The following is a 19,958-nucleotide window of genomic DNA, read 5'->3' on the forward strand; positions in this document are numbered from 1 at the left end:
GGTTACTCTCTCATTTTGCAAAAAAAAGACTTCAGTTGCGCCTTTTCTTTGCGCACATCTGAAGTCTGATAAATTGTGGATTCATTATGAATGTTTAATCTATATAAGTTGAACCGATGATTTTTACACGGAGTCACTACGTGGTCAGAACCATCTTCCGATCACTGTTATCCCCAGATTTCTTGATCCTCTTTGTTCAAAGGGAAAATCCGGTGATAAATGCGACCGCTTCGCTTCTCCAGATTCTTTCTGCCCTCTCCGTTATCGTGTAAATGTCTAGTTCAACCTATATACTATAAATATCCCAGTTTATTCAGCACACGTTTCAGCATCACTGCTGCCTGTGCCCGGGTCGCATTGCCTTGCGGTTGGAAGGTCGTCGAAGTCATGCCCTGAATGATGCCCTCCTGTACGGCTTTGGCGACCGAATCCTTGGACTGAATCTTTTTGTTGTCTTTGAATTTGGCCAGCGTTGCGGTCGTGGAAGACTGCAATCTTACCGTGTTTCCGCCATATTCAAGGGCACGCACCATCATGATCGCCATCTGCTCCCGCGTGATCAGGCTGTCCGGCTTAAACGTGCCGTCCGTATTTCCGGTAATGATTCCGGCATCCGCAGCTGCGCCAATGTAGGCGCTGGCGGCATTTCCTCCGCGAATATCACGGAAACGCATCGCTCCCGTATCATTGCCTTTCAACCCTAATCCTTTGGCAACCAATTCAGCAAACTCCGCACGGGTAATTTTCTGATCCGGTCCATAATAAGAACCGTTGGAAGTACCGATGATCCACTTGGAAGCCAGCTCCTTGATGACTGCACTTGCCCAATGATAGTTGGTGTCCTGGTACACGACCTCATGCGTCACGGGCACGATCATTTGATTTCCATTCAATTGGCCCTTTATGATCATTCCACCATTGTAGGTCGTGAACGTGCTCGGAACGTAAGACAGCAGAAATGTCATCGGATCGATCGTAGTGAATGTCGATGCATTGGTTAGCGTATTTCCGGACAACTGCTCCGCTAACTGGCTCGTGTTGTTTTGCTCCACTCTTTGATTGCTCACACTGTTATAAGCATACTGATACACGTCCGTTACATTCGCAAGCTTTTGCGCACCCGCGCTTGCCAGCATGCTATCCATGATCCCCGTACCCGACACCGGGACAGGTTCGATCTGCACGTAGTAGTAAGGACCGGTTGAACCGGATGTGGTGCTCGCCCCAGTTCCTACGCTTTGCAGCATGGAAGTCAAATTCAGATCGGATAAAGACACCATCCATAGACGTTCACCATATTTGATGCCGATCTTGCCTGTTCGATGGCTTGACGCGATCTGGACCAGCGTATTTATCGGAAAACCGACATATGCGGAAGATTCGGTCGCCGGAACTTCGAATACAACAGGTTGTGCCGACTTTCCGACTGCTGCCGCGTATTCAAACGCCTGAGTCAATTTGGCCGCATCTACGTTGAACTGACGTGTATTGCGATTATTTCTTGTCATGGCCGACACCGAAGTCGCCGTATCGCTGCTCATCGCAAGCAAAGCCTGGCCGAAGCCCGAATCGGCAGCCCCTGCTTCTGTAAGCCAACTTGGACGGCTGTTCGTTGGCGTCGATGTATTGCCTCCGCCTTGTTGCAGCGTCAATGGGCCGAAGGCCGCTACGGTTGTATTGAGCGAATCCCTTAATGGAACAGCTCCCGGTGTATAGCTGACTGTTCCGGTCTGTCCTGCAGAAGCGGCATTGGACAGCTTCAAGGTCACTACCGAACCAGATGCCGATGCCGAAAGAACACTCGCCGTAGCACCGGCAATCTGCACGTTGAACTGTGTTACCGTTAACGCCGACTGCGCTTGAAGCGGATTGCGGAAGTTGATCTGCACCGTATCTCCTTGCAGCGTCGCGGACAGAATTGTTCCGTTACCATAAGTATAAGTGACAGGTGTAAGGTTAAGGTATCCTGCGGGATTGCCGTTCAGGTCCGTCAACCGCAGCGCACCCGGTACATACGACAACGTCACATTCTGTGTGCTCGAGACGGAAGAAGCCAGTGTCAGGGTGACCACATCGTCTTCGATTTCGCTATCGTTAACAAATATGGCTTTGCCGTCTACCAATACGGAATACTGGCTCTTGAGCGGTTTGTTCGTGCGGCTCAGCGGCTCGTTGTAACGTATCCATAATTTGTTCCCGCTAACCTCAGCGCTTTGGAATTCAGGGGCTTTATTATCGACGCTGTTGCGAACGTAGAAGCCACTGAACCCTGCCAACGCCTGACCTCGACTGTCTTTCACGGGCCAACTTCCGGGTTGATAGGATACGCGAACCACTTCGCCATTCTGGATGGAACGGCTCAGATTAAGCGTAACGAGAGAATTGCTGCCGGTTGAAATACTGCTAATGCCGACGTCCGATCCATCTGCTGTAACACTGAATTGTCCAGATGTGTCACTCGATGAAATATACACAGTCTCAGGATAATAGAGGCTGACCGTATTATAGTAAGCTGTACCTTCTCTCGGCTTCGACATAATAGAGTCCAGACCGTTTTCCACATCTCTGGCACTGAAGGCTGCCGCTGGATTGGACGATAGATCCTGAATCTTGCGCGCACTTGTTCCAGGAGCATATGAAATGCGGACGACTTGTCCTACAGCAACGCCGGTATCCAGAACAACATACACGCTATCGCCAGATACATATGAAGTGCTCACATTTCGTGTCTCTCCGTTAACCGTTACGGTGAAACTGGACCCATACGGATCTGTGCTGGACAGGAATTTGTCATACGTCAGACGGATGATCGTATTGCTGTACATTTTGGCTGTTTTGAGAACCGGAGCCGTCGTATCCGGGCTGAGCGTTCTGAATGTCCATGATGCTGCGCCATTTAATCCTGCGAACAAGTTCCCCGATTTATCGCGCAGCACCCCGCCGGGAATATCTACGGTGTAAGCCGTATTGCTTGTAAGGCTGCTTAACGGAATAATGCGCAGCTGTCGTGGATTGGAGCTGTTGATTTCAACCTTTGTCGAAACGACGCTTCCGCTGGAGTTTTTCAGCGTGACCGAACCTGAGTAGCTTGGGTCCAGCTCTTTGCTGAAGGTCACGATCAGTTCCGGATTCAATGCAATGCCGGTCGCTCCATTTGCCGGTGATACGGAGGACATCGTCAGTGCTGTGGGATCGGACTGAAACGCTGTAAACATCCACTCATTGGCATTGATGCCGGCAATGTCGTTGTCCGAGGCATCCCGTAATGCCCCCGTCGGAATCACAACGTTGTATGTAGCATTATTGGCAAATTTGCTAGAAGGCGTTACCGTAAGCGTACTACCGCTCACACTGACGCGAGAGGAAGTTGAAACGTCGAATTCTTCAACGGTATTTGCTCCCTGCATAATCTGAATTTTTCCCGTTCCTTTACGGATTGCATCATTATAAATAATTTGTAGTTGCGAATTGACAGGTACATTCGTCGCCATTTTAGCCGGTAAAAAAGTTGCTGGCTTGATCGCACTCATCCCAATGGTCTTGAATACCCATGTCGTATTCCCAGTAATGGCTTGCACTTTCTGCGGAGATGTACCTTCTGGCTCCACGGTTTCAAATGAATCCGCATCGACCTCAATGTAATACGAAGTATCTTTCTCCAGCGTGTTATGCATGATTCGCAACACATTTCCCGTTGCGGAGCCACTGCCCGCAGCTGTGAGATCAGAATGAAGCGTAACTTTCTGATTATCCGAAATATTGATTTTCTCCGCTAATGTCCCGTTGCCGGACAAACGCATAATTCGAATTTCCCCCTGCGTTCCCTCAATCTTGCGAATTTCTTTCGAAAATTGAATATATAGCGGTGCTGAACGATCTACGTTGGTATCGTTCGTTTTAGGCAAGAATGTTAAGTCAAGTGCACTCGTGTCACCATCGGCAGCATGCGCCGTATTTAAGGGACTGAGCGGAATGCCTGACCAACCTGCAGCGGTTATTATAAGTACAAGCAAAACGATCATGCCCTTTTGAGCCCATTTTTTTACGCTCACGTTCTTTCCTCCTCCTTAACTAGATATCAACCGTCTGATACACAGACTTCATGATGTATATCGGCTTCGGGGAAAAATTTAATTAGCCATATGTAAATGATTAGGAATGAAACTCTGTGAAAATGTGGATACGCAAAAAGCCCCGATTCCTCGTTCAAGGATCGGGGCTTCCATACATTCGAACGGTGCAGCCGAGCTTACAGGCCTGCCTGGGATTTCAACGTATCCGCTTTGTCCACGCGTTCCCAAGGTACATCCAGGTCTGTACGGCCGAAGTGGCCGTATGCAGCCGTTTGTTTGTAGATCGGGCGACGCAGGTCCAGCATGCGGATGATGCCTGCAGGACGAAGGTCAAAGTTGTTGCGAACGAGTTCAACCAGCTTCTCTTCGCTGACTTTGCCTGTGCCGTATGTATCGACGTTGATCGATACCGGGTTGGCTACGCCGATCGCATAAGCAAGCTGAATTTCCACCTTGTCCGCCAGACCGGCAGCCACAAGGTTTTTAGCCACATAACGAGCTGCATACGCTGCGGAACGGTCTACTTTCGTCGGATCTTTACCGGAGAAGGCACCGCCGCCATGACGGGCATAACCGCCATACGTATCAACGATGATTTTGCGTCCGGTCAAACCGGCATCGCCTTGAGGTCCGCCAATCACGAAACGGCCGGTCGGGTTGATGAAATATTTGGTCTGCTCGTCCAGCAATTCAGCCGGAACGACAGGCAGGATCACATGTTCCTTGATATCTTTCTGGATTTGCTCCAGGGTTATTTCTTCGGCATGCTGCGTGGACACGACGATGGTATCGACGCGTACAGGCTTGTCGCCATCGTATTCAATGGTGACTTGCGTTTTGCCGTCCGGACGAAGGTACTCCAACGTACCGTTTTTGCGGACTTCAGCAAGACGACGCGCGATCCGGTGGGACAAAGCAATTGGCAATGGCATAAGTTCAGGTGTTTCGTTTGTGGCAAAACCAAACATCAAACCTTGGTCGCCTGCACCGATATTTTCGGTTTCACGAGCCATTTGCTCTGGATCACGATTCTCCAGCGCAGCGTTTACGCCTTGGGCAATATCCGCAGACTGCTCATTCAGGGAAGTCAGGACTGCGCAAGTGTTGTAATCGAAACCGTATTTGGCACGAGTATATCCGATCTCCTTCACCGTGTTGCGTACGATGGACGGAATGTCCACGTATTCCGATGCAGAGCTGATTTCACCGATAACAAGCACAAGGCCTGTAGCCACCGAAACCTCGCACGCCACGCGCGCATTGGGGTCATTCGCCAGGAATGCGTCCAATACGGCGTCAGAGATCTGGTCACAGATTTTATCCGGATGTCCTTCGGTCACAGACTCCGATGTGAATAAATGCCGGCCTTTCACAGACATTGAAGCTCAACCTCCCATAACTTGTAGTATGGCTATTGCCCGAATAAAACATTTACGGTAATTTCGTTAATTGTACGCGCATTCTGTTTTCACGAGAAACCAAAGAATGACCTACGTTGGCGAAAATGAAATTGTTCAGGTAATTGCCTCGAGATTCCAATAAAAAATCAACCTTTTCCGCTCGGGAAAAGGTTGCATACCTCAAATGCCATCTTATCGCATTTGTCAAACGGTGTCAATTATAGCAGTAGGGAATAAAACCTTGGAAAATGCCTATAAAGACTGTTCTGCCTGACGGATGAGCCGCTTGGTGATCTCCCCGCCAACCGATCCGTTTTCACGCGAGGTGAGATGCCCCCACCCTTTGTATTGTCCGTAAGAATGATTGCCGATTTCCCCCAGCTCGGAACCGAATTCCGTATCTGCCCCAGCCGATCCTCTGCTGCCATACCCAACGTTCAAACCGAATTCAGCCGCGATTTCGTACTTCATTTGATCCAACATCTGCCGGCTCTCCGGCACGACCTTACGATTGCTTCTCGCCACGATAAACTGCACCTCCGAATGATGGTTTAGTACAGTTATAGAGTAAACCGCCTGGTCATGGGTTAGCCGTATTAATGTTTGTTAGAACTGGTTAATCTGGACAAGGCATGATTTTCATGAATGTATAATTACCGTCAACACTGCACAACTTATTTCAGAGTATAACCGCCGCGAACCATGACAGTCAGGCTGTATTTGTTGCCTTCCACGACCTGAATGCCCCGTCCTTCCTTCGGAATCGTAAGCAAATGGTTCATTGGCGCCGCTTGACCATTGATCAAATCAACACCATCCGTCAGGTCGGCCACGCCGTTGGTGCCTTCGCTGATGATGACCGCTTTCCCGCTGCGAACGATGAATTCCGTTCCTGTTGATCCGATCAACTGTTGTCCAGGCTTCACAGTGACGATCTCCAAAGCCTCGGAAGCGCCTGAAGCAAGAGGAGGAAGCTCGGTTGCACTACCGGCACTACCCGCATTTGCAGAAGAGGACGCATTGCTGCCAGTACTGGCTGCATTTCCTGCATTTCCTGCATTTCCTGCATTCCCGGTATTTCCGGCATTCCCCGTTCCTGAACTAATACCGCCCCCAAGCGCCTTCTGAATCTGCTGATCCACATAGCTTTTCGTAACGACAGGATCATCGGCCGTTCCCGGCTGAATGGTACCCGCGCCCGTAGCCGTATTGCTGTATACGGACCCGATCCACACACCTGCGCCTATGGCCAGTGCAGCCAGGGACACTTTCATATAAGATTTCATTAAACTACCTTCCTTTCTAATTCCATATAGACTTTCTATCACTCTATCATAGCTTAGTAGGAAGATTCTACATTTTCTCGCAACTTACTCCCCGCCTGGTAGGTTGCCTACTGCCGGGGCAAATCCCATCGCTTGCGTGGCCAACTTAATCCGTTGCCCTTGAAACTCATCATAGATAGCGATCGTGTAAGCACCGCTTCGTCTATCATCAAAAACAACGTCCTGGATGGTCCAATTAATGAACTGGTTATTGCCTTCTTTTAAATCCTTGTCCAATATAATTTCTTTATCAAAAGATTTTCCTGTCGGCTCGATGATTTGCAATATTAACTTATGCTCATTTTCAGGCAGGTTTAAATCGTTAATTCGGGATGCATCATAATTCCAAGAAAGATTAACCGTTGTTCCGCCACTTAACGTAGCTTTGAAATCCTTGGTTTCTAATGTATATGGATAAATATTTATATGTTTGATTGTCTCTTGCGCCGATTCCTGGTCAGGTTTGAGCGCAAAAGATACTGCATCGACATAACCTTTTCCCGACGTTCCTTGGGTTCCTTGAGTTCCTGTCGTGCTCTCACCTGCCACGGTTTGGCCAACCAGCAGTTTCATGTCCGACACAATCGTTTTCCGAGGAATTTTTGCCCATACGGTTACTAATGCAGAGTTGCCCGGCCCGGCAGGATAATCAATCTGCTTCACGGTTGTTTTATAATACTCGCCATTTTTGGATTCATAGTACCCCGTTAACTTAGCCAAATCAACTTGACGGTCTTCTACGTTTTTAACCTCCAGCTCGGTATACACGATATCGGAAGATGTTCCCGGATAGATCAAAGTTCGTTTCACTTTCATTTCGGCTTTCTTCCCGGAGGCATTAATCGCATAATTATTCCCTACGTCAATTGTCGGAATCGCAGGCAGCTGTCCAATATGCGTAAGTCGGATCAACTCGGAGGAGTTTTCACCAGTAACTTCTGATAATGCTACCTGCAGTTGAGTTACGTCCAGATTGGTAGGGAGTGTAGTCAACAAATGGATATCAACGGACATCCCCGGTCCGAGAAGAGCGGAGCTCTGGCTCGTTAACAATTGCGTATCCGGAATATCGGCAGAATCAATAGACAACATTCCCTTTAGCTCAGGAAGTTTAAGCGTGTTGGTTGAGATGTTACGTAAAGTAACTCTCGCAGACAGAACGTCAGCATTCTCCCATGGCAGACGCTGAATCGAATTCCATGTAACCCCTAAAGTCCCATTCTGTAATTGGAGGGTGTTTTCAGCACCGATCGATTTTTGCAAAGAAGTAGCTTCTGGCATAATATAAACTCCCGCAGGGTAGGAGAATTTAATTTCCTTGCTTTCAGCATTTTCAGCTTTAGGTGTGTTCATAACCAGCCTTAATGTTCCACTGGCCTCCTCATACGGAAGCTTAAAGGTCAAACGAATTAAACGCTCCTCATCGGGCTTTAATTTCAGATCGTCCAGCGCTTTCGTTGTTAAAGGATAATCATTTCCCTTGGCGTTCTGCACCGAAAATTCGTACTTGGGCACAGCAACTTCACGGGAGCCGATATTTTTTAGCCTGAAGCTGACCGTATAATAGTTATTCCAGTGAACCTGGCTATAGCTAACGTCCTTGACCTGTGTCTCGATCTTTCCTTTGTTATCTTCAAGCGTAATGACATTCTTTTTACCCACTGCGATCTCAGAACTTTTTATCGTAGAAGCTTTTGGCATCTGCATGGTCGCTAGCGGAATAACCGATTTATCGGCTTCATTCTCCTGCACCATAATGAGCTCTGCTCCATCCAATTTAACCTTTTTGGGAATGGTAGTAATGTAGTTAATGCTTTTGGACTCCTGAGGCTGGAGACTATAAGTCGCTTCATTGGCATTTATGTTCAATGGATAACTACTGCCGCCAGCTGTCCTCAGTATCCATTTCACTGCCGGATTCTCTAAACCTTTGTAACCGACGTTGTGCAAATTGATTTTGACGCTTGCATAATTGTTGGTGTCAGAAGCAGCGAACGTTTGCAGGCTTTGGACTTTGATTTTTACAGGTACATCATTGATGCGAACCTTTTTGGACGTGTTCATTGGTGTTGCCACCACATAGGATGATGGAATATTAATTTTGCCGAGCACATTCTCATAATTCGGTTTGCTAAAATCCCATTTCACGATTTCGAAATTCAGATTGCTCAACTGGACGTTTTTACCGACAGTAGTCACATATGTAACGGATAACGTCGATCCAGCCGCAACACTTTTTTTCTCTGCATCCTGAGCCAACAATTTGGAAGTATAACTTGTTCCACCCTTACTGCGAACCTTTGTCCAATAATCAACCAGCTGCAAGCTTTTTTTCTCATTGTTCGTATATGTGAGGGTATATGTAACAAGCTTGCCTTCATCCTGTGTCAGTACATTCACATCCGAAATTTTAACACTGCTTTTGTTCGATAGCTTGACACCCGGAACATTGGCCAGCGTTTTTAAGGTTGTTTTCGTTTGGGATATGGATTTCGAAGCATTTGCAGCTTGTACAGCTGGCAGATCATGTACCCAAACGGTTTGAGTGATTCCCAGCACGACACTTGCGATCATGACTTTCCTCAGGTTATTTTTCACTTGAAACCTCCAAACATTAATTTCCATAGTATCTATAGTATAGACGATATTTTAGAGGAGGAAGTTTCAAAGAGGTAACTTTTAATTGAATTCAAGATTTCAGGATGATGAGAGCATAACAAAAAGCAGCCTTGCATCTATAAAGATGCAAGGCTGCTACAGAAAATATTAGTTAGTCAGCAGTTTTCCATAAGAAAACTCATCCAGCGCATTACCACGTCCATCAGTAATAGCTTTAGCTGCTTTGTTTTTAGCACCATCAAATTTCACAGTTGCAACTTGATTAGTTGTATCACCAGTTACATTTGCTGTAATAGTGATCGTTCTCTTATCAGATTCGATATGAGCACCAGTAACAGTAAATTTCACATTAGCACCTGCATCAATACTGAAGAGTCCATCGATGTATTCTTGTTTGTAGTTTCCAAGGTCTGCCTCAATATTCTCAGAAGCATAAACAGTTACTGTAACAACACCACTATTTCTAACGATATCTTTCAAAGTAACAGTTGGTTTAATACCATCTTTCACTTCTGCTTCAGTAAATGCTTTGAGTTTGTTACCAAAAGCATCTTGAGTACTTGGGTTAATTGCAGACAATTTGAAATCTTTAACATCGTTTCCGATTGTATTATCGGCAAATTTCAAGATAATCGTTTTGTTGGAATCAGCCAAAGTGTAGCTTGTTGGACGAATGCCATTCAAATCAAAGTCACTCAGATTAACATTAGACAATGCATTGTTAAACTTAACTTTAACTTCATTATTGCTTGTTGCATATACATCATCGGTAGCAGCTTCAACTTGGGAATTATTCACATTGTTTCCAACGGAGTAGTTCGAAGAATTGAAGTATTTACCTTCTGAATCTTTGATGTAGCTTGCAGAAACTTTAGCATTTTTCCAAGAAGCCTTAGGAAGGTTCTCATTTGTAACGGCAATACGCACTGTGTTTGTAGAAATCAATGTAATATCATTGTTTTCTTTTGCAATTTGATATTGAGTATTGTTCAAAGTAACCATATACTTCGCTGCATCCAGAGCATTTCCATCACCAGATGTAGCTAACGTTTTGTTGAATTGAACGTATACATATCTAGGTTGGTCGTTTAATTCAAGTTGCTCTGCTGTAAGGTCAGTCCATACACGTGTCACACTACCGTTTTGTGCAGTATTAGCATTCAACGTAGCAGTGTAAGGCAACAATACGTTTCCGATATACGCAGTATCAATAACACCAGATACAGTCAAAGTATAAGTAGCATCAGGTTTCAAGTTGCTTCCCAGATTAACTTTAACGGTTTTGTTGTTTTCAGTATAAACTGGTTTGATTACTGGGTAACCTTTGGAAGTCAGACCAGAAACAGTTACGACTTTACCTTCGGCATCTTTCAATACATAGTTTTCAGGATTTTCTGCAGAATCTACTTTCAACGATTTGCTGAATTGAATTTCAGCGATATAGTTGCCGTTTTCCATTTTGAACTTAGTATCTACAACTGCTGGACGAACTGTATCCAGTGTTGGAGTTACTTTAGTATCAACGGAAGCAGAGTTATTGCTGTAGTCGGAAACTGCAGTCAGGTAAACTGTGTTTTCCGATACATTCAACGGATTGTTGAATTTCAATGTAACTTTGTTATCGTTGATTTCGATGGATTGAGCAGTGTTGCCTGTAGTGTTAGCATAAGCACTTGCTACACTTTTCACAGTTTCGTCGAACTCAACAGTTACTTCTTTCAAGTCGTTGGATTTAACACCTACAACTTTAGGAGCAGCTGTATCTTCAGTTGCTGTAAATTTGCTTTCCACTGGTACGATCGACAGGTCAGAGTAGTCTTTCACGCCGCTTACACGCAATGTGTGCTCACCAGCAGTCATATCTGTAGTTACGATTGCCGTATTAGGGTAAACGTATTTTACAGAAGCTGCAATTACGTTGTTATCTACACGGAACGAAGTTGCGTTCACTGATTCAGGTCTAACCGGCTCGCTGAATACAACTTTGAACGCTTTAGTTCCGAGTGCTTTAACTTCTTTCACTTCAGGAACTGCAACATCAAGTGGAGTGAACTCTACTTTTTGTGTAAATGTTTTAGTCGCATCAGCATTTTTAACGTTGTTAATTTGCAGGCTTGTTGCTCTTTGGTTAGTCAGCGTAGTATTACCTTCGCTCACCAACAACGTTACAGTTGTTTTGTCATCGGACAATGTAGCGCTTTTGAACGTCAAGCCGCTAACAACATAGTTATTAGTGCTTTCAGCGGAATTCGGGTCTACAGTACCGTCGAATTTAACTGTGATTTCTTTCAAGTTAGTCGCGGATACGGAAGATACCGCTTGAGCTACTGTAGTTACATAAGTAACTTTTTCAGTGAACTCTTTATCTTTGTAAGTAAATTTCACTTCAGTTTCTTTGTTAGCTTCGAGAGCTTTATCCAAAGTCACTTTTACAGTTTCGCCGTCGCTGATTGTGAAAGTAACGACTTTACCTGCTTCACTTACTTCATATTTTGTAACTTTCAGGTTTTGCGCTTGGTCAATTGCGTAAGCAGCGCCTACGAGCAATTCACGGGAAGCGTTTTTGGTGAAGTCCAAACCGGAATCAAGCAAACCAGCGTTGATTGCTGCTTGAACATAACCTTTAGCCCAAGCTGGAGCACTGTTGTTAGTTTCAGTTGGAACTTCCAGATCCAGTGCACGAGTCAGGATTGTAGCCATTTCAGCAATGGTTACTTTACCGTTGAAGTCGAAGATTTTTTTCTCAGTGTTTTTACCTTCCATGATACCAGCAGCTGTTACTGCTTCGATGTAAGGTACAGCCCAGTTTTTAGCTGTGTAGTTTGGATCGTTGTAGGAAAGAGTTCCAGTAACTTCTTTCAGACCCAGCAATTTAGTGATGACTTTTGCGAACTCAGCGCGAGTCATGTCTTTGTCCAGACCTGCTGTACCATTTGGATAGCCGTTGAAGATGCCTTTAGCTTTCAAAGCATCGAATTGTTGTTGAGGTGTTACTGCTGTATCACCGAATGCTACAGATGCAAACATCGAGAATGCCATTGCTGTAGACAAAGCGACGGATAAAATTTTCTTCATAACCTTTTTTTCTCCTCCTTGGGCGTTCATAACATGGGAATTTTCTTTAATAAGTTCGCTCGTGTTCCTCATATATTGTTGCACCCCCTTTCCAGAGTCCTGAGCAAGTTAATATAAATGATGTCTGTGAGCATATCACAGAAACTTGTAAACCAAATCAATCACACAAAAATAGAGTAGTTTCCTAATCCTACCTACGTATTATACAATGGGTCCCGCGTGGCGTAAAGCAATTTTTTCTAATAAATAGACAAGATTCTTCACGAGGTCATTCTTGGCAAGAGGCCCAATGTTTTTGACTCTACATCTTAAACGCAGCAAATTTCAAAAAGTTGCGGGTTACTCAAAAAAAGTTTTAGATTTTTTTTCGTTTAGCTGCCAAACAAAGAATCGTTTGGTTTAAAACCGTATGCAAAAGCCTGCTGCATCAGCATTTCCGCTCAACTTTAACCATGCTTCACTTTAAACATTGCCCCCGTATTACCCCGGATTAAACAACATTTTCTTCAAAATAAAAATAAAAAACACCCCAATAATGGGGTGTCCATAATTCCTGAGGTATCCATGAATCAACGGATTTTCATCGCCAAGTCGATAATTTGCGCCCGCATTTTGGGATCACTGTTCAATCTCAGGTACATATCATCGATCGGTTGTCTGTTCTCGCGATAGGTTTTCTCATGCTTCATCGTTGTATGGGACCAGTCGATCAGTTCGTTTTCGGCAAGAACCAGGTTGTTGTATGCATCATGGAAACCGGTCGCTTGTACAAGGCCTTCCATAACCTCCTGGCTGATTTCCTGCGTTTTGCGTGTATCTTCAATCTTTTTCTCCAGAATGACAGCTTGCTTCTCAAACTGTGTCTTCGCCTTCATATAGCTCAACTGAGCTTTCGAATAAATCGGTTTCATTTGCTAACTTCACCCTCTAGATCATTGTGTATTTACCGATATTGTATCTTAAACTCTAGCAAATTACAAAAATAGTTATTGGTAAAATTTATTTTCCTACTATTATAAATGTGTCTTTTACCAAACGACTTTTGGCCATAAAAGGACCCGTCCCTCTGTCCAAGAGACGGGCCTTTATCATTCCATCTTGTTCCCCAGTGGTGCTTAGCTCAAGTTTTTAGGAAAGACTTTGGTACTTTTCTTGAGCAGCTCCACGGCAATCTTACCCGCTTCAGCGCGCGTCAGGTTGCCTTTCGGATTAAATGCATATTGAGGTTTGGTTTGTCCAGCAACCGTTACAGGCGAACCTTCCATGATTTTCGCCTTGGACACGGCCTGAATTGCCGGTCTTGCATACGTCTCCATGCTGCCGGAGTCAATGAATGATTTAGCTAAAGCCGTCTGCAGTTTACTGTCATTCGCAGCAACCTTCAGTTCAAGCGCCCTTGTGATCATTACGGCTGCCTGTTCGCGTGTAAGCGGCTGGTCCGGACCAAATACGCCATCAGTCAATCCGGTAATGATCCCCGCTCTTGCCGCCGTTTCGATACTGTCATAATCCCACGTAATGGAGCGTGTGCCCACGCCTACATCTGTAAAGGTCGGATTATTGTCTGTTGTCGTCGGCAGATTAAGACCCTTAACGAGCAGAGTAGCGAACTCACCTCGGGTTGTCCGATCATCCGTACCAAATTGTTCGAAGCGGAGTGGTGTCATGAACCCTTTGGCATACAGGGCATTAAGAATGTTTCTTGCCCATCCATGGTTGGTGATGTCGTTATAGCTTCTTTTCAATTTCATGACTTTGTAATAGCCGAAATTGTCAAATGGTACAGTCACCGTATGTTTCTTGGAATCCACTTCCCCACCAATACGCTTCCACTCCCGATTTGGTGTGTAGTAGAACACAGAAATCGTAGAACCAGCGTCATCAACGACGTTTGAATCATAAGTCAACGTGAGTGTACCACGCTGCGAAGGCTGGATCTTTCGTTCAGGAAGCATCTGAGGGTCGCCATATAGCGCCTCCGTTGTGTACGGACCAATACCATTCGTTGCAGCTTTGTAATTGGAGCTGCCTTTTGTTCCCGATTCGCCCAGACCACCACTGATCCAGTAAATCTCCGAAATCGGGCTAAAGTTCACGGAGTCTCCCTCAATGGCGGAAAATCTTCTGTAATACAGTTCAGGCACGACTAGAGGAGAAGGATCTTCTTCTGCCGTTCTGAAACCGACAAGGCTGCCATAGTCGTTACGACGTTCTACAATTCCTGTCGTTGGATCAGCAATTCCGAATAACAGTTTGTTATTCGGATAAAATGTTTTGATCCCGTTCGTGTCCGTGCTTTCCATTACAGTCCCTTTCGGGAAACTCAATGTCAGCTGTTTATTAAACGCAGAATATTTGGTATTCACTTTAGGTGCCATATACTGTGAGTCCACTCCTGTGGCACTCGTGTAGTATATCTCGATAGTGTCTGTGGTTTTCACGCCATTCCGGTCAACCGTAATTTTAATCTTATTGGACTTGTCTTGTTTCAAACCTACGTAATCCAGTGCAAAACGATCTGTTTCCGTGCCTTGCATCTTCGTGGCGTTCTCCTTGTCGATCACGACAGAAGTTGCACCTTCAGCCTCGATATCAAAATGCACGAAGTTTTTGTTAACGACAATTTGCTTGCCGGACGTCGGTTGTGGGGACAAAATGCGGTACCCCGCCGCTTCTCGTACAAGTTCTACCTTCTGGCTTGTTTTTGCACCTGTCTTGTTGTACAAGTCGAGCGTATAGATATATGTCCCTGGTGTGTCGGCCTTAAGATTCCGCAGACGGATCAAGAAATCCTGCTGACGGCCGATTCGGTCAACAATCACTGAATCATTGTCCAGCCCATATTGCGTGTCAATGATCGGTTCTTTCCATGCCGTACTATCCGCATCAGGAATTTCCAAGTCAAAAATCTTTTGCGTTCCCATACTCAGACTCATCCGCGTTGCACCCGCTCCACGAATAGCAAGATCGAAAGTTTTCAGAGTGGTCGTATACTTTTGATCTTTGTACGTAAATTCTGGAGAGAGCGTAAGCAGGTTCTTCACCCAAAGGTCATCCGGATTAAACGGTTCAACGAAATTCGGACGCTCTTTGGTTGGCGTCGGCAGGAAACTCTGGATTGTAGATACGTTATTGTCATTAACATAGATTCGGAGTTCTTTAGAAACCTGGTTCAGCTGACCCTGGTCTCCTTTTCCGATCCCTGTAAACACAATCCGGTTTTCCCCGAAAAACAATGGTCCCTTATCGCCATCGATATCAATAACAACATCCTTAAACTTACCGCTAGAGTCCAGAGTCAGCGGCTTTTGGTCACCAACCGGTTGAGTAGAATACACTTTCACCCCGTTGGCAAAAATCTCTGCGACAAAGTAGTTGCTATCCAGCGTCGCAAAATCAATGTACTGTCCGTTAAGCTTGAGTTGTCGGTTACCATTACTAGCATCATACGTTTGCCCATCAGTCAGGTTTTCTACAAAGATATAGCTTTTTGACGCAAACGAGATTGTTGCATTTTTGCTTGATGTGGAATTGTCAAATTTGAATTGAACAGTCTGGGTCCCGTTCTTGAACCCTTTGATTTGATAAATGAACTTATTCGCTTGGCCTGAAACAAATGGTCCGTTGAGCGTAATTCCGCTTGTGCTGATCGGAAGATACTGCGCCAACAGCTGTGCGCTTCCCGGGTCTCTGCTCGTTTCTACCATAATATAGAAATCTGCAGAATTCACGCTGGCACCGTTCAGAGGCACACCTTGCGGAATCGTTCCAGTACCGTCATAATCCTTAAGGTATGTCAGGTTAGTGATAACCGTCTCGTTCTCGGCATAAATGAAATTCATATCCGTTCTGGCCGTAACCCCGCCATATTTGACTGACAAGGTATGTTCTTGCGATCGCAAAGGAACGCCTGGAGCCGATTCTTTTAGAGCAAGAGAAGGAATTTTAAAAGAAATGTTCACATAAGATGGCGTATTCCCTCCAACCGAAGGAATCTTTGTTACATTGGGAACAATGGTTGTATTTACTGCGCCATCTACCGTAATTTCAGTTACCCCTGTTGTTTTATCATCAGGAAGCAACAGCTGCACATCAACATTGGCCTGACCCGGGTTGCCACCATAAGTTGGAACAGTGGACAACATGCTTTGGGCAATACCGGCCGCCCCTTCTCTCAAATCGAGTTTGGAGAATGGATTTTCCTCATCATAGTACAATATTGAATAGTTAAGCACATTTTTGTCCACGCCGCCTTCAATCGTAACCTGGATATCATTGACGCCCGCCTTCAAGTTGAGTACGGACGAGTAGAATGTCCCGCCTTGGAGCAGTGAAGTTGGCAATGCAGCACTGCCGTTCAGGGATACTGTAACCTTTGTCGCATTGTTGGCGATCCCTTCCAGTGTTACCTGCCCGTTATCCACAACGATCTGTGCGCCTTCATTCAGATTCTGTGGTTCTGCTCCGCCATGTACCTGCAATTTTTCGATATACGGTACGGAATCATACAGGATGTAGAAGCTTTCGGATCGTTCGCTCGGTCCTTGCGATCCCGTGAAGGTCACTTTGTTCATTCCCGGAAACAAGGTTAGATTCGCTTTAAAGCGGTTATCCGGACGGTCCGGGTCGACGGTGATGACCCCTGGCGCAACACGCGTGCTGTCAGGAACCCACGTACCGTCTTTTAAATTCAACAACTGTACATTCACGCCAAGCGTAGAGCCCGTTACATTCGTAAATGTACCCGTTACCTCTTGTTGACTGGTCGTTACTTGAAACGCATTGGAACGAGACAAAAAGTCTGTCGTACCTGTCAGTTTCAAACCAACTGTATCTTTCAATTGTACATTAGCCGCATTGTCAGGAGTAAAATAACTCGTTTGTCCTGCCGCCGATGCGACTGGTGCAAGGCCTGCTGGTATCAACGTAACCACCAGCGCCAACATCATCAGCCAAATCATCGGCTTTTTCATACGCTGCATGCCATCATCTCTCCTTCTTTTAAGTCAGTTACCCTTATATATCGGTCATCAGGTTCCATTTTTTTAGTAAAAAAAGCAAATAAAACAAAAAAACCTTGTCCACGGGGGACAAGGCTTGAGGTTATTTATAATTCATATAATGGCTGAAATCAATAAGTTTCGACCCTAGGACTTGGAACGTGTTTCCGGGTTCAGTTTCATGCGCATGCGCATCAGGAAATTAATAACCGGTTTTCTGGTTTTGCTGACAAGCCCGATAACTTCCGCCCCTACCTGCAGGAAGAACATCATGATACAGATCACGACGAAAGTGACCCAGTTCGCTTCGAACATGGCTGCCGATGATTGAATGATCGCCAGTACGCCGAAGAATGCGGCAATGCCATAGATGATCAGTACCGTCTGACGATGACTGAAACCGAGCTCACGCAAGCAGTGATGCAGGTGACCTTTGTCCGGCGAAAAAATCGGTTTCCGCTGCACCGCGCGGCGAATGATCGCGAACAGCGTATCGGAGAGCGGCACGCCGATAATAATCAGCGGGGTAATGAAGGACACGACGGCAATCTGCTTGAAGCCGAGCATGGACAGCATCGCCAGCGAGAAACCAAGGAACAACGAGCCTGAATCGCCCATGAATATTTTGGCCGGGTGGAAGTTGAAGAACAGGAACCCGATAATGCTGCCCAGCAGCACCAGACACATCAAGGCAATCATCATGTTGCCCATGAGGAACGACATGACGGCAATCGTACCGATCGCAATGCCGGATACGCCGGCAGCCAGACCATCCAGACCGTCAATCAGGTTAATGGCATTCGTTACCCCGACGATCCACAGAATAGTCAATGGAATGGATACCCATGCTTCCAAGGAGGAGTACGCGTCCTGGAAAGGAATATTGACGAAATCCACCCGAATGTTAAATCCGAACACGACGACTGATGCGGCAACGATCTGTGCAAGCAGCTTTACTTTTGCCGACAATTCGAAGCGGTCATCCAGCGCACCGGTCAATACGATAATCGTTCCGCCGACCAGGAATGCGCTGACAAAGCTCATGTCCCTTGTCGTAAACCACGCCGACACAAAAGGAAGCAATGCGGCTACTGTCACCATGAATGCGAGAAAGATGCCCAATCCGCCGAGACGCGGCATGACCCGCGTATGCACTTTGCGCGCATTTGGCTGGTCCATGGCCCCGACCTTAACCGCAAACTTCTTGACGAGCGGTGTCAGTGCAAGAGCCAGTCCCATCGACACAAGAAATCCAATGATAAAAATAGCTACCATTTGAGTATTCGACCCCCAATGATCTTACCTGTACGAATTATAAATCCCCTAATCTCTGTTTCTATATAAAGTTGATACTGACATACATTAAATAACGAACCTATATAGGTTGAACTAAATATTTACACAAAAACGGAAGGGTCAGAAAGAATCTGGAGAAGCGTAGCGTTCGCGTTTATCACCGGATTTTCCCTTTGAAAAAGAGGGATCAAAAAATCTGGGGATAATGGCGATCGAAAGATGGTTCTGACCATGTAGTGACCCCGTGTAAAAATCATTGGATCAACATATATAGCAATCGAAGTGCTAATGAGATGGGCAATATAAACGCCCCTGCATAATCCGTTCTGAATTATACGCTGAATATGGGCGAAAAGCCATCCTCAATTTTTAGCAAAAACACGTGATTTCCTCCATATTCGCCTATATTTATCGGGATTTTATCACGTTTTCTTTATCGCGCATCACTTTCAAGGCGAATTTCGGAAGCGCAAGCATCCGGCCGGCACGGCTCGGTTCCCGCAGCAACCGATAGAACCACTCAAGTCTCAGCTTCTGGAACAGCTTGGGTGCGCGTTTGCTCTTACCCGAAATCACGTCAAAACTGCCTCCGACGCCCATCATGACAGGCACTTGAAGCTTGTTCTTATACTTGTGAATCCACGGTTCCTGAGTATCGGCTCCCCGGGCAACGAACAGCAGATCCGGCGCAGCTGCGCGAATCGACTCAACCACCTGCTCATCTTCATCCGGACCGAAGTACCCGTCGCGATACCCTACAATGCGCACCGCAGGATATTGCTGTTGTAACCGTTCCGCCGTCGCTTGAATCACTTCCGGCGTGGAACCGAGCAAATATACGCCCCAGCGATAGTGTTCACCGACGCGCAGCAATTCATGTAAAAGCTCAAACCCCGGCACGCGCTCCGCCACCGGTTCACCGCAATAGTTCGCGGCCCACACGACGCCGGTGCCGTCAGGAACGATCAGCTCGGCCGACTGCATGACTTTCATCATCGCCGGATTCTCCAATGCGGCCATGACCATGATCGGATTAGCTGTAATCACCTGATGCGGCTGTTTGGACAATACCGCTTCCCGGAGAACCTCCACCGTTTCTTTCATGTCCAGCTTCGAGAACGGGATGCCATAGATCGGAACCGTAGGAACAGAACTGGTCTGATTCATCTT

At 46.0% G+C, this 19,958-nt stretch carries 10 protein-coding genes; all 10 read right to left on the reverse strand.

Going from position 1 to position 19,958, the window contains the following annotated elements; translation table 11 throughout:
* Positions 1–293: 293 nt before the first annotated feature.
* The 10 genes from RSX24_RS23665 to RSX24_RS23710 all read right to left on the reverse strand — a co-directional run bounded on the left by RSX24_RS23665 (position 294) and on the right by RSX24_RS23710 (position 19,955).
* Positions 294–4,052, reverse strand: coding sequence for a SwmB domain-containing protein (locus RSX24_RS23665; protein WP_343261974.1), 3,759 nt, complete (start codon positions 4,050–4,052; stop codon positions 294–296).
* Positions 4,053–4,249: 197 nt separating this feature from the next.
* Positions 4,250–5,452, reverse strand: a complete 1,203-nt coding sequence (gene metK, locus RSX24_RS23670) for a methionine adenosyltransferase (RefSeq protein ID WP_236412985.1) — start codon at positions 5,450–5,452, stop codon at positions 4,250–4,252.
* A gap of 273 nt (positions 5,453–5,725) precedes the next feature.
* Positions 5,726–5,998, reverse strand: a complete 273-nt coding sequence (locus tag RSX24_RS23675) for an alpha/beta-type small acid-soluble spore protein (RefSeq protein WP_290371414.1) — start codon at positions 5,996–5,998, stop codon at positions 5,726–5,728.
* A 149-nt stretch (positions 5,999–6,147) separates the two neighbouring features.
* Positions 6,148–6,759, reverse strand: coding sequence for a hypothetical protein (locus RSX24_RS23680; RefSeq protein WP_343261975.1), 612 nt, complete (start codon positions 6,757–6,759; stop codon positions 6,148–6,150).
* A gap of 84 nt (positions 6,760–6,843) precedes the next feature.
* A complete protein-coding gene (locus RSX24_RS23685; protein WP_343261976.1) occupies positions 6,844–9,396 on the reverse strand; it encodes a hypothetical protein in 2,553 nt (850 codons plus the stop codon).
* Positions 9,397–9,564: 168 nt separating this feature from the next.
* The gene (locus RSX24_RS23690; RefSeq protein ID WP_343261977.1) at positions 9,565–12,564 is read right to left on the reverse strand and encodes an S-layer homology domain-containing protein; all 3,000 of its coding nucleotides are present in this window, start codon (positions 12,562–12,564) and stop codon (positions 9,565–9,567) included.
* Positions 12,565–13,061: 497 nt separating this feature from the next.
* Positions 13,062–13,403: a hypothetical protein gene (locus RSX24_RS23695; RefSeq protein ID WP_236412993.1), complete on the reverse strand. Its 342-nt coding sequence runs from the start codon at positions 13,401–13,403 to the stop codon at positions 13,062–13,064.
* A 204-nt stretch (positions 13,404–13,607) separates the two neighbouring features.
* Positions 13,608–17,474 (reverse strand): S-layer homology domain-containing protein, encoded by a 3,867-nt coding sequence (locus RSX24_RS23700; RefSeq protein ID WP_343261978.1) that lies wholly within the window; start codon positions 17,472–17,474, stop codon positions 13,608–13,610.
* 165 nt (positions 17,475–17,639) lie between these two features.
* Positions 17,640–18,767 carry a glycosyltransferase family 4 protein gene (locus RSX24_RS23705; RefSeq protein WP_339274953.1) on the reverse strand — a complete coding sequence of 376 codons (1,128 nt, stop codon included), beginning with the start codon at positions 18,765–18,767 and terminating at the stop codon, positions 17,640–17,642.
* A 429-nt stretch (positions 18,768–19,196) separates the two neighbouring features.
* Positions 19,197–19,955 (reverse strand): WecB/TagA/CpsF family glycosyltransferase, encoded by a 759-nt coding sequence (locus RSX24_RS23710; protein ID WP_438286877.1) that lies wholly within the window; start codon positions 19,953–19,955, stop codon positions 19,197–19,199.
* Positions 19,956–19,958 lie beyond the last annotated feature (3 nt).

Origin of the sequence: Paenibacillus hubeiensis, from assembly GCF_032334105.1 — a bacterium.
GTDB classification, from domain to species: Bacteria; Bacillota; Bacilli; order Paenibacillales; family Paenibacillaceae; genus Paenibacillus; species Paenibacillus hubeiensis.